9 protein-coding genes and 1 other annotated feature are annotated in these 12,476 nt (G+C 41.0%); of the genes, 6 read left to right on the top strand and 3 right to left on the bottom strand.

The genetic code is table 11. The features are described from left to right. The first annotated feature begins 261 nt into the window (after positions 1-261). From AABS66_RS21270 to AABS66_RS21280, 3 genes are all read left to right on the top strand, one after another. Positions 262-1,356 (top strand): 3-deoxy-7-phosphoheptulonate synthase, encoded by a 1,095-nt coding sequence (locus AABS66_RS21270; RefSeq protein WP_272516353.1) that lies wholly within the window; start codon positions 262-264, stop codon positions 1,354-1,356. A 13-nt stretch (positions 1,357-1,369) separates the two neighbouring features. Then, positions 1,370-2,491, top strand: coding sequence for a bifunctional chorismate mutase/prephenate dehydrogenase (tyrA, locus tag AABS66_RS21275; RefSeq protein ID WP_206084777.1), 1,122 nt, complete (start codon positions 1,370-1,372; stop codon positions 2,489-2,491). A 313-nt stretch (positions 2,492-2,804) separates the two neighbouring features. Next, positions 2,805-4,370, top strand: coding sequence for a methyl-accepting chemotaxis protein (locus AABS66_RS21280; protein ID WP_206084778.1), 1,566 nt, complete (start codon positions 2,805-2,807; stop codon positions 4,368-4,370). 48 nt (positions 4,371-4,418) lie between these two features. Here AABS66_RS21280 and pheA read toward each other — a convergent pair whose 3' ends face one another. The 3 genes from pheA to bamD form a co-directional block, all read right to left on the bottom strand. After that, complete coding sequence (gene pheA / locus AABS66_RS21285; protein WP_430225448.1) at positions 4,419-5,591, bottom strand: bifunctional chorismate mutase/prephenate dehydratase; 1,173 nt, start codon at positions 5,589-5,591, stop codon at positions 4,419-4,421. A gap of 25 nt (positions 5,592-5,616) precedes the next feature. Continuing rightward, positions 5,617-5,735 (bottom strand) — a sequence feature (Phe leader region). Positions 5,736-5,876: 141 nt separating this feature from the next. Continuing rightward, positions 5,877-6,206 (bottom strand): ribosome-associated translation inhibitor RaiA, encoded by a 330-nt coding sequence (gene raiA / locus AABS66_RS21290; RefSeq protein WP_206084780.1) that lies wholly within the window; start codon positions 6,204-6,206, stop codon positions 5,877-5,879. A 350-nt stretch (positions 6,207-6,556) separates the two neighbouring features. Beyond that, positions 6,557-7,288: an outer membrane protein assembly factor BamD gene (bamD, locus tag AABS66_RS21295; RefSeq protein ID WP_206084797.1), complete on the bottom strand. Its 732-nt coding sequence runs from the start codon at positions 7,286-7,288 to the stop codon at positions 6,557-6,559. Between the two features lie 137 nt (positions 7,289-7,425). Between bamD and rluD the strand changes: the two genes are divergently transcribed. From rluD to clpB, 3 genes are all read left to right on the top strand, one after another. Further along, positions 7,426-8,403 carry a 23S rRNA pseudouridine(1911/1915/1917) synthase RluD gene (rluD, locus tag AABS66_RS21300; RefSeq protein ID WP_047757334.1) on the top strand — a complete coding sequence of 326 codons (978 nt, stop codon included), beginning with the start codon at positions 7,426-7,428 and terminating at the stop codon, positions 8,401-8,403. After that, positions 8,403-9,137: a purine nucleoside phosphorylase YfiH gene (gene yfiH / locus AABS66_RS21305; RefSeq protein WP_206084781.1), complete on the top strand. Its 735-nt coding sequence runs from the start codon at positions 8,403-8,405 to the stop codon at positions 9,135-9,137. Before rluD ends, yfiH begins: the two co-directional genes overlap by 1 nt. Before the next feature lie 124 nt (positions 9,138-9,261). Beyond that, positions 9,262-11,835, top strand: coding sequence for an ATP-dependent chaperone ClpB (gene clpB / locus AABS66_RS21310; protein ID WP_206084782.1), 2,574 nt, complete (start codon positions 9,262-9,264; stop codon positions 11,833-11,835). The last annotated feature ends 641 nt before the right edge of the window (positions 11,836-12,476 follow it).

Here is a 12,476-nt window from a genome sequence, read left to right on the forward strand (position 1 = left end):
AATTAACTCATTAATCGTAAATAAATGTTTACAATAAAATGCATCACAGTTCTAATTTAAATTATTTTAATGTTGATTTTTTGTTAAATTAATTATTTATCAGTGGGTTAATTTGATGTAAATTATTGTTTACTTATGTGGAAATATTTTACATAAATGGATTGAATTGTTTACGATGCATGGTATGTTATTACCCATGCACTCAAACACAATATGTAAACAATAAACCAAGCAAATATAAGCTAATTAAGTAGGTAAAAAATGATCATGCAAAAAGATGTACTCAACAACGTGAATATTCAAGACGAACAGGTATTAATCACTCCTGAGAGTCTGAAAGAGAAATATCCGCTGAGTCACAGCAACCTGCATGCCATTGCGACATCGCGTCAAGTTATTGCGGATATTATCCATCAACGTGATCCTCGCTTACTCGTGGTATGTGGTCCTTGCTCAATCCATGATGTGGATGCTGCGATTGAATATGGTGAACGCCTACAAAAATTAGCCGAAGAGTTAAGTGATAGCTTATATATTGTGATGCGTGTGTATTTTGAAAAACCACGGACAACTGTGGGCTGGAAAGGCTTAATAAGTGATCCATTTATGGATGGTTCATTCCAAATGGAAAAAGGCCTTCATATTGCTCGCGACTTATTGACTAACTTAGTCAATATGGGGCTGCCACTGGCAACTGAAGCATTAGACCCAAATAACCCACAATACTTAGGGGATTTATTCAGCTGGTCTGCAATTGGTGCAAGAACCACTGAATCACAAACCCACCGTGAAATGGCATCAGGACTCTCAATGCCTGTAGGGTTTAAAAATGGGACTGATGGTAGTTTATCTACCGCAATTAATGCATTGAAAGCGGCTGCAATGCCACATCGTTTCATGGGAATTAACCAATCGGGCCAAGTTTGCTTATTGCACACCAAAGGCAACAGCAATGGTCATGTGATTTTACGCGGTGGTAAAACACCCAACTACAGCGCAGAAGATATCGCGGCGTGTGAAGCTGAAATGCGTAAAGCGGGGCTGGAACCATCCCTAATGGTGGATTGCAGTCATGGTAACTCAAATAAAGATTACCGCCGTCAGCCACTGGTGGTTGATTCAATTATCGAACAAATTGTTAATGGTAATGAGTCAATTACAGGTATTATGCTGGAAAGCCATATTAATGAAGGCAACCAAACATCTGAACAGCCACGCGATGCGATGCAGTACGGCGTTTCTGTAACAGATGCCTGCATTAACTGGCAGACAACAGAGACTGTATTGCGTCATTTACATCAGGCATTATTGCCTGTGCTTGAACAACGCACGCAGAAATTGAGCAAAGTGAGCTGATCAAGGTATTAGTATGTCTGTTGAGTTATCCCATTTACGGGACCAAATTGATGCGGTTGATAAATCCTTATTGGATTTACTAGCTAAAAGGTTGCAACTTGTGGCGGAAGTTGGCGAAGTCAAAAGCTTACATGGGTTGCCAATTTATGTACCTGAGCGTGAGTCGAGCATGCTAGCGGCTCGGCGCGCCGAAGCAGAACGTATGGGGATCCCGCCTGATCTGATTGAGGATATTTTACGGCGGATCATGCGTGAGTCTTACGCACGTGAAAATGACAAAGGTTTCAAGACACTCAACCCGAATGCTGGCCCAATAGTTATTGTGGGTGGCGATGGGAAGATGGGGAGGTTATTCCATCGTCTTCTGACGTTGTCAGGTTACCAAGTAAAAACGCTGAATCAAAATGATTGGCCGCAGGCAGAATCGATTGTTGCGGGTGCAAGTGTGGTGGTGGTCAGCGTACCTATCCACTTAACTGTTCAGGTGATTAATCAACTGCCAAAATTGGATAAAGACACTATTTTGATGGATATCGCATCTATCAAGCAACAACCATTAGAAGCCATGCTAGCGGCACATGAAGGGCCAGTTCTGGGGCTTCATCCGATGTTTGGCCCCGATATTGGCAGCGTAGCAAAACAAGTTTTTGCATATTGTCATGGCCGTGGTGCTGAGTCTTATCAATGGTTCCTTGAACAGCTAGTAGTTTGGGGGGCGCGTTTGAAAGAAATCTCAGCGCAAGAGCATGATAAAAACATGAGTTTTATCCAAGCATTGCGCCACTTTACGACGTTCACTTATGGGCAAAATTTGGCGAAAGAGGATATCGATTTACAGCAGCTTCTTGAGTTGTCATCTCCCATCTACCGTTTAGAACTCGCGATGGTGGGGCGGTTATTTGCTCAAGATCCCCAGTTGTATGCAGATATCATCATGTCTTCAGATAAAAACGTAGAATTAATTCGCCGTTATCATCAGCTTTTAGGGCAGTCTATTGAAATGCTTGAAAATAAAGATAAAGCAGAATTTATTCGCCAGTTTAATCAAGTTAGTGAGTGGTTCGGCGAAGATGCTCACCATTTTATGAAAGAAAGCCAGTCATTGTTGCAACGCGCCAACGATAATCGTAAGTAATTATCCCCGCCTTCTATTGTATTGTTTGCAGTAGAGGGCTTTTTTACTGTTAATTTTTTGTTATTTCAGGTAATCTTTCTTTTTCGACCTTCGAAATTCGATATTTTATTTTGAATAAGTAATTTTACTTATTTCCTGTGCTTTCTATTGAAAAATCTCCTTTCTAATCTAAAACAGATATCTTCCTCTATTTAAGGGTAAATTAATCGATTTATAAAATTGATATTTAATTATCGATCGATTTATCTGGTAAAGATGTGACGTATTTTACCGATAACATTACTCATTCAACGATGGCTAGCGTGGTAAACATATGTCTTTTAAAAATCTCAAAATTAGTATGAAGTTAACGATAGCATTTGGGGGATTTGTTACGCTTATTATCCTGAGCTCACTCTTTTCTTTGGCCAATATGAACCGAGCCAATGATGGAATGAAACAAGTTCTGTATGAAAGTTACCCCATTGCCTCAACAGCAGGGCAGATGATGGATAATTTTTATTCATTTATTGGTATTCAAGAATTGATTTTACTTGATGACCGAGGGAGTGATAAGCGACGTGAAGAGTTAGCCAAAATTACATTGAAAATTAATGAATTGATGGACAGCTTAGAAAAAAATGTCACGGATGATCGTTCTAAAGAAGTCCTTTCTGAATTGCGAATTATTCGCCAACAATTTCATGCATCAATCGCTCGTATCAATACATTCCTTTCTGAAAATAACCGTCAAGCGGCTATTGATGAAATGATGGTAAAAACGTCTAGTATTCAGCGTGATTATCGAGACCATATTCAAACGCTAATGGCTATCCAAGATTTAGAAATGCAGGATATTGGGCGTACCGTCAATACCCATTATGAAAGCAATAAAATTTTACTGGCGATTCTTTCTGTGATCAGCATTGCTGCGGGTTGTGCGATGGGCTGGTTTATTACCATTATGATAACCCGACCACTCGAAAATGCGGTTGGTTTAGCGCAGTCTATTGCGAGTGGTGATTTAACGAAAGACGTTAAAGTAGATTCAAAAGATGAAACAGGTATTTTATTAAATGCATTGAATGACATGAAAGGCCAGTTAGTTGAAATTGTTCAAGAGGTGCAAAGAGGCTCTGAAAGTATTTCCGCGGCCGCTGGACAAATTGTGGCAGGTAACCAGAACTTAGCCGCCCGCACCGAAGAACAAGCCGCATCTGTTGAAGAGACAGCAAGTTCTATGGAACAAATTACCTCAACAGTAAAAAACACCACTGAACATACTCATGAAGCAAGTATGTTAGCGGAACAAGCGGCCGTTGTTGTGCAGAATAATGGTCAAATGATGAATCAGCTGACGAATAAAATGCGAGCTATTAATACGTCATCATTACAGATGACTGATATTATTAACTTAATTGATTCCATTGCATTCCAAACCAATATTTTGGCATTAAATGCTTCGGTTGAAGCGGCAAGAGCAGGCGAACATGGTCGTGGTTTTGCGGTCGTTGCGGGAGAGGTACGTTTATTGGCACAAAAAAGTGCGGCATCAGCCAATGATATCAAAGGGCTGATTGAGAACTCTTCATCGCAAACCAAAGAAGGTATGGAGCTCGTAGAGAAAGCGACAGAACAAATTCATGGCATGATTGATAGTGTGAAAGAAATGAACACGCTATTACGAGAAATTGGCCAAGCAAGCCAAGAAGAAAGCGATGGCATTTCACAAATTAACAGTGCTGTAGGGCAGTTAGATTTAACCACGCAACAAAATGCTAGCTTAGTCGAGGAGTCCGTTGTGGCGGCAGACTCATTAAATGAACAAGCATTTCATCTAAAAAAACTCGTGAATTACTTCCGCGTTAATTCTAACTACCAGTCAGAAACGACGGTATAATTTTGAATGAAGGCTGCTTTTCTATTTAAGCAGCCTTTTTACGTTTAATTATGGTGCTACTTTTTCAGGTTCAACGGGAACAATATTTTCAGATGGATAGCAGCCTAACACTTTTATTGAGCGCGTAATCGCAGAAAGTTCTTTGAGTGCTTGTTGCAGGTTATCTGAACGTAAGTTCGCATGAACATCCACATAAAACATCTCCTCCCAAGGTTTGCCATTAATTGGGCGAGACTCTAATTTACTCATAATTATCTTATTATTTTTTAAGATAATTAGTGCATCAACCAATGCACCAGCTTGCTGACCTGTGGTGATTAATAACGTGGTTTTAGCAGGAACTTGTTCAGTGACTTCAATAGACTGTAGTGCAACGACAATAAAGCGGGTCATATTGATTTGTTGGTTTGCTAAATTGTGTTCAACAACATGTAAGTTATACAGTGCGCCACCTGCTTCACTGCCCAGGGCTGCAACATTAGGGGAGTCTTGCTCCGCCACCATTTGCATCGCAGTTGATGTACTGTCGCAATATTTTATTTTCCACTGTGGGAACTGGGCTAAATATTGGCTGCATTGCTGGAAAGGTTGGGGGTGACTGTAAACCGTATCAATGAGGCTTAAATCAGTATTACCCGTGGTAAGCAAACAGTGGTTAATGGGTAAACGGATTTCCCCCACAATAGAGAGTGATGTATTTTGCAGTAAATCATAAACATCATTAATGGCGCCAGAACTGGTATTTTCAATCGGTAAAATACCGTACTCTGCTTGTCCACTTTCGACTAATGAAAATATATCTTGGAATTTATTACAGCTACATTCGACGAGTTGGTCAAAATGGCGGGCCGAATATTGGCGAGCCGCGATATGTGAGTAAGAACCTTTGGGGCCTAAAAAAGCAAAACGGGCAGTGTCACTTGGTGTTAAGTTTAAGTGCTTTTGTAAAATCGCTTGTTGGGTTAATACAGAGTCCTCAATGATCATCTGAAATAAGCGAGTAATATAAAAGCCGTCAAGCCCCAGTAGCTTACCTTTATTAATTAACACATCTAAAAGCTGACGTTCGCGGTCTTTATCACGAATAGGGCGGTTGTCATCAATTTTTGTTTCCGCAACTTCTGCTGCAAACCCACGGCGTTTTGCCAAAAGGTTTAGGAGCTCACTATCTAACTGGCTTATTTTTTCTCTTACTTTCAGTAAATTAGTGCTGTTTTCCATCCTGCCCACCCTGTAATGTCGTGATATAAAAAAAGCCCCCTAGTTGGGGGCTTTCTAATTTTGTCTTCTTTTCTTTCTTGAACGACAAAAGCCCCTAATTAGGAGTTGCTAAAGAAGAAAAAGAAAACAAAATTACGTTTCATGTGAATACCTTTAAATAAACTTGATTCAAATAAACCCGATACGCAATAAGAAGTCAATAAAAAAGAATCATAAACATAAAAAACGCGCCTATTGCAGGCGCGTTTTACAAAGTTTCAAGATAAGTTGATAGATAATATAAAATTATAACGTAACGAGGTTCGCTTCTTTTACACTATTGTTGGCTCTTCTTGATTCTCCTTTATGTTGCACTTTATTGAGTTGTCTTTCGAGTTTGTTGATCAGTTCATTTATTGCAACGTACATATCTTCATGTTTGGCGCTAGCGACTAATTTACCTGTCGCTGTTTTGATATTTGCATCAACCATGAAACCTTGTGGCTCTTTTGATAAAACAATATGCGTATTTATCAGGGAAACTTGCCACTTATCCAATTTTGTTAGACGGCTGTCAATGTGTTCACGAATAGCTGGGGTAATATCCATTTGTTTGCTAGTTATGTTCACTATCATAGTGTTACCTCTCATTGTTTCCGTCTTTGATGAATTCAGAATACGCGTTATCAGTAATAAAAAATTGATGTAGATCACATCTGATTCAGGGGAGAGTCAACACGCATCCGAAGTGTGATTTTGTATAAAAAAGGGGAGGAAAAGCATTGCCAAAATGAATGGATTAGTGGAGACTGATTAGGTTGGCTATCGGTACGGTTAATAGTCGGATCTTTTTTTGGGTTAAAATTTAGCTAATCTAAAAGATTGATTAATACAAATAAAAAAGTAAAAGAATACGGTAACGATTGGAAGCCAATCAGACAAACAAAAACAGCAGCCGAGGCTGCTGTTTTAGATCAAACTCGAGATTATTGTGGGTTCGCAACAATAATACTTTCGGCTTTATTTGCTTCTTGGTTTAAACCCATTTGTTTATACGCAATTTCCATGTATGGCAAGGCATTACGTGTTGCTTCAGTGTCTGGGTAATCTTTCAGCATTTGTTCTGTGCGATTAACAACCGCGACATAAGCACCTCGTTTGTTGTAATATTCAACCACAGAAAGGTCGAATTTTGCCAAACGTTCTTTTAAGTAGACTAAGCGCTTGCTAGCATCGTTTGCATACATACTGTTAGGATAGTAGCGAACTAGCTGGCTTAAGTCCTTAAAGGCGACGCGAGCGTGCTGAGGGTCTCTATCTGAACGGTCGATACCGAATAAGCCTTGCAGTAAACTATCGTCCAAGGCCATAGCGGTTAAACCGCGCATGTAAAGTACATAGTCAATATTTGGATGAGTCGGGTTTAAACGCATGAAACGGTCAATTGCCGCTATCGCCATAGGCAGCTCAGCTGATTTATAATAGGCGTAAATCAGGTCTAATTGAACTTGCTGGGCGTATGGGCCAAACGGATAACGGTTATCAAGGGCTTCAAACTGTTTGATGGCAGCTTTAAAGTTACCGTCCTGTAGTTTTTGCTGACCCGTTGCATAGATTTCAGCTGGGGAGCTATCAGGGCTGACTTCAGGGTTGCTTGAGCACCCAGCTAAAACCAGGCTCAACGTGGCTGCAGCCACCAGATTTTTCATACGTATCATCACGTGTAGGTTATCCTCTGAGTGTTTCGAGGGAGTCTATCCATAAGGCTCCCGGCAAAATTCGAGTTACAATAGCATATATTTTAAATGAAACGGCAGCGCCGTCAAAATACAAACACCAAAAAGTAGATTAATTTATGGCTCAACAAGTACAACTTAGTGCAACTATCGCTGAATCACAGCTCGGTCAACGTTTAGATCAGGCTTTGGCCGAATTGTTCCCTGATTATTCACGTTCACGCATAAAAGAGTGGATTTTAGATGATAGAGTGCAGGTTAATGGCAAAGTTATCAATAAGCCAAAGGAAAAAGTTTTAGGTAGTGAACAAATTTTAATCGATGCCCTTATTGAAGAAGATAATCGTTGGGAACCTCAGGATATTCCACTTAACATTATTTATGAAGACGAAGATATCCTAATTATTAATAAACCGCGTGGATTAGTCGTACACCCAGGGGCTGGAAACCCAGACGGAACAATCCTAAATGCTTTATTATACCGTTACCCAGAAATTGTTGATGTTCCAAGAGCAGGGATTGTTCACCGTCTTGATAAAGACACCACAGGACTAATGGTGGTCGCAAAAACCGTTCCAGCACAAACCCATCTAGTCGAGTCTTTACAGTTAAGAGAAATTACGCGTGAGTATGAAGCGGTGGCGGTGGGTCGTATGACTGCTGGTGGTATGGTTGAAGAGCCGATTTCTCGCCACCCAACGAAAAGAACTCACATGGCGGTTCACCCAATGGGTAAACCAGCGGTCACACACTACCGCATCATGGAGCATTTTAGAGCACACACGCGTCTACGTTTACGTTTAGAAACGGGTAGAACGCACCAAATTCGTGTTCACATGGCACATATTAACCATCCATTAATTGGCGATCAATTATACGGTGGCCGTCCTCGCCCATTAAAAGGTGCCACGGAAGAGTTTTTAGAAGTGATGCGTAATTTCGATAGGCAAGCACTGCATGCAACAATGCTGCGCTTATATCACCCAATTTCAGGTATTCAAATGGAGTGGCATGCACCACTACCTGATGATATGGTTAAGCTTATTGAAGCCTTAAAGGCAGATACTGAACTTCATAAAGACAATATGGACTGGTAATGAGCACACTGATTTTCCCTGATTGGCCGCAGCCTAAAAGCGTATCAAGTTGTAGCACAACCCGTGCGGGTGGTGTGAGCCTGCCACCTTTTGACAGTTTGAATCTTGGCGACCATGTAGACGATCGCCCTGAAGCCGTCAGTGAAAATCGCCAGCGCCTTGTTGAACTTGCTCAATTACCACAACAACCCGTGTGGCTTGAGCAAGTCCATGGTACGCACGTTCTTCATCTTAATGGTGGTGAAATCAAAAACAAACAAGCAGATGCAGTGTATAGCAATCAAGCAGGGCAAGTTTGTGCCATTATGACGGCGGATTGCTTGCCTGTTTTATTTTGTAATCAAGCGGGAACAGAAGTTGCAGCGGCTCACGCAGGGTGGCGGGGGTTATGCAATGGCATTCTTGAAAATACGGTTCGTCAATTTATTAGTCCTGCTAATGAAATAATAGCGTGGCTCGGCCCTGCAATTGGTGCAAAAAAATTTGAAGTGGGCTCTGAAGTTAAACAGGCGTTTGTTAATCAATCATCTGATTTAGCTTCTGCTTTTACATCTCATAATGAAAAGTATCTTGCTGATATCTATTTATTAGCCCGTAAAAAGCTCAATGCGGTAGGGATTAATGCCATTTATGGTGGCGATTTTTGCACGGTAAGTGATGAAAACAGATTTTTTTCCTACCGACGTGAGGGAAAAACGGGAAGAATGGCTTCTTTGATATGGGTAAATAACTAGTGTTTAGCGTTTTACTCTAAATTAACAGATATAACAAAAATTATTCAATACAAAACTTGAATATTTAAAAATAGACCTCATCTAGTATCCAGTAGCAAATTTAATCTCATTTATCGGAGGTGTTATGCGTCTGGATCGTTTAACTAATAAATTCCAGCAAGCTCTCGCTGACGCCCAATCTTTAGCCCTTGGGCGTGAAAACCAGTTTATCGAACCTATTCATCTATTAAGTGCCTTATTTAATCAAGAAGGTGGCACAGTCCGTCCTTTGCTGACGACACTTGGCGTTAACGCGGTGCAATTTAAGCAAAAGATTGAAGATGCATTAGGGCGTTTGCCTCAAGTACAAGGTGTGGCAGGAGACGTTCAACCATCAAGTGACTTAATGCGTCACTTGAACCTATGTGATCAATTGGCACAAAAGCACGGAGATGACTTTATCTCCTCTGAATTATTTCTTATCGCCGCTTTAGAAGCCAATACAACATTAGCAGACATGCTCAAAGCAGCAGGTGTTAATAAAGATAATTTAAAAAAGGCAATAGAACAGATGCGTGGTGGAGAAAAAGTGAATGACCAAAGCGCTGAAGACCAGCGCCAAGCCTTGAAAAAATATACTGTTGATTTAACTGAACGTGCAGAACAAGGCAAATTAGACCCAGTGATTGGCCGCGACGAAGAAATTCGCCGTACTATCCAAGTATTACAACGTCGTACAAAAAACAACCCAGTGCTGATCGGTGAACCTGGTGTAGGTAAAACCGCCATTGTTGAAGGGCTGGCACAACGTATTGTGAATGGTGAAATACCTGAAGGCCTAAAAAACAAACGTGTTTTATCCCTTGATATGGGGGCCTTGATTGCGGGGGCTAAATATCGAGGTGAATTTGAAGAGCGTTTAAAAGCTGTTTTGAATGACCTCGCAAAACAAGAAGGCAACGTTATTCTCTTTATTGACGAATTGCATACCATGGTTGGTGCAGGTAAAGCAGATGGTGCAATGGATGCGGGGAATATGTTGAAACCTGCGCTTGCCCGTGGAGAATTACACTGTGTTGGTGCTACGACGTTAGATGAGTACCGTCAATACATTGAAAAAGACCCTGCGTTAGAACGTCGTTTCCAAAAAGTGTATGTCGCAGAGCCTTCAGTAGAAGACACGATTGCAATTTTGCGTGGTTTGAAAGAGCGTTATGAGCTTCATCACCATGTACAAATTACTGACCCTGCGATCGTCGCAGCAGCAACGTTATCGCATCGTTATATTACCGATCGTATGTTGCCAGACAAAGCTATCGACTTAATTGATGAAGCGGGTGCAAGCCTGCGTATGCAAATGGATTCAAAACCTGAATCCTTAGATAGATTAGAACGCCGTATTATTCAGCTGAAACTTGAACAGCAAGCACTGAAAAAAGAATCGGATGAGGCGAGTAAAAAACGTCTTGAAATGTTAGAAGAAGAACTGACAGAGAAAGAACGTGAATATTCTGCGTTAGAAGAAGAGTGGAAAGCGGAAAAAGCCTCGTTAACGGGCACTCAGCATATTAAAGCAGAACTGGAAAATACGCGTATCGAAATGGAAAAAGCGCGCCGTATGGGTGATTTAGCAAAAATGTCTGAATTACAATATGGTCGTATTCCTGAATTAGAAAAACAACTTGAAGCCGCAACTAAAGCGGAAGGTAAAAGCATGAAGCTTTTACGTAACAAGGTGACTGACGTTGAAATTGCTGAAATTCTAGCGCGCTGGACTGGCATCCCTGTTTCAAGAATGCTGGAAAGCGAAAGAGAGAAACTGTTACGTATGGAACAGCAACTCCATCAACGTGTGATTGGTCAAGACGAGGCAGTAGTGGCGGTATCGAATGCAATCCGTCGTAGCCGTGCAGGGTTGTCTGATCCCAATCGACCAATTGGTTCCTTTATGTTCTTAGGGCCAACAGGGGTCGGTAAAACCGAGTTATGTAAAGCATTGGCGAACTTTATGTTCGACAGTGACGATGCAATGGTGCGTATCGACATGTCCGAATTTATGGAAAAACATGCGGTATCACGTTTAGTGGGGGCACCTCCAGGGTATGTTGGTTATGAAGAAGGTGGGTATCTCACAGAAGCTATCAGACGTCGTCCATATTCTGTCATTTTGCTAGACGAAGTTGAAAAAGCACACCCTGATGTTTTTAACATCTTATTGCAAGTGTTGGATGATGGGCGTTTAACGGATGGTCAAGGCCGTACCGTAGACTTCCGTAATACAGTAATCATCATGACATCTAACTTGGGCTCTGACTTAATTCAAGAAAGATTTGGCATGATTGGTTACTCAGAGATGAAAGATATGGTGATGGAAGTGGTATCTCACAGCTTCAGGCCTGAGTTCATTAACCGTATTGATGAAGTGGTTGTTTTCCACCCACTAGGCAAAGAGCAAATTACGAATATTGCAAATATTCAGTTGGCTCGTTTATATAAACGTCTTGAAGAGCACGGTTATGAAGTTACCGCGACACCAGCAGCACTTGAGAAAATTGGTGAAGCAGGTTTTGATCCAATCTTTGGTGCAAGGCCGTTGAAACGTGCAATTCAGCAGGAAATTGAAAATCCGCTAGCACAAGAAATCTTGTCTGGTCGGTTACTTCCAGGAAAACCTGTTGTTTTAGATGTTGAAAACAACGAAATCGTAGCAAAACAGTAATCAATGAAGGAAGTTTAGTTCGTTGATTCAGTAGTAAAACTTAAAGGCGGCATTCGATATGCCGCCTTTTTCTTATCAATTTGGTTAGAAAATCGCTTTTTTTGGTCTAAAACTGGGCGTGAAGTGCAAAAGATAATCAGTTGAAAATTATTTTCAAAAAAATACTTGCCAGATTTTTCTGACTCCCTATAATGCGCATCCACTGACCGGGAACAAGACAACGCAAAGCGCGGTGAACACTGAAACGGCAGCGAGAGATTCTGAAAAGAAAAAGCAAAAAATTGCTTGACTCTCACGGAGGAAAACGTATTATACGCCTCCTCGCAGCAACGACCCAGAAGGTCAAATTTCACGACGAAATGCTGCAACGCTCTTTAACAATTTATCAGACAATCTGTGTGGGCACTCACAGGACACTATCAAAAAAATATTTGATTTTAAGTCTTGAAGAGTGACTAACACGTTAATTCATATATATGAAATAAGGTAGTAACGCTTATTTTGGAAGGATAACGCGAAGGCAAGCAGAGATAACCCGAGACAGTACTTAGGTACGGCGAGGGGAAGCGATGCGAAGCCGACAAAGTTAGCCGAACAAAAGAACGTTACGGTCAGTAAGACATTCTTTGAGCATCAAGCTA

Origin of the sequence: Providencia sp. SP181 (assembly GCF_050446505.1) — a bacterium.
GTDB lineage: Bacteria > Pseudomonadota > Gammaproteobacteria > Enterobacterales > Enterobacteriaceae > Providencia > Providencia vermicola.

Excerpts from the sequence above, each read along its gene's own strand:
- yfiH (WP_206084781.1), top strand. The coding sequence starts at position 8,403 with ATGAGCACACTGATTTTCCCTGATTGGCCGCAGCCTAAAAGCGTATCA.
- tyrA (WP_206084777.1), top strand. The coding sequence starts at position 1,370 with ATGTCTGTTGAGTTATCCCATTTACGGGACCAAATTGATGCGGTTGAT.
- bamD (WP_206084797.1), bottom strand. The coding sequence starts at position 7,288 with ATGATACGTATGAAAAATCTGGTGGCTGCAGCCACGTTGAGCCTGGTT.
- raiA (WP_206084780.1), bottom strand. The coding sequence starts at position 6,206 with ATGATAGTGAACATAACTAGCAAACAAATGGATATTACCCCAGCTATT.
- AABS66_RS21280 (WP_206084778.1), top strand. The coding sequence starts at position 2,805 with ATGTCTTTTAAAAATCTCAAAATTAGTATGAAGTTAACGATAGCATTT.
- AABS66_RS21270 (WP_272516353.1), top strand. The coding sequence starts at position 262 with ATGATCATGCAAAAAGATGTACTCAACAACGTGAATATTCAAGACGAA.
- rluD (WP_047757334.1), top strand. The coding sequence starts at position 7,426 with ATGGCTCAACAAGTACAACTTAGTGCAACTATCGCTGAATCACAGCTC.
- pheA (WP_430225448.1), bottom strand. The coding sequence starts at position 5,591 with ATGGAAAACAGCACTAATTTACTGAAAGTAAGAGAAAAAATAAGCCAG.
- clpB (WP_206084782.1), top strand. The coding sequence starts at position 9,262 with ATGCGTCTGGATCGTTTAACTAATAAATTCCAGCAAGCTCTCGCTGAC.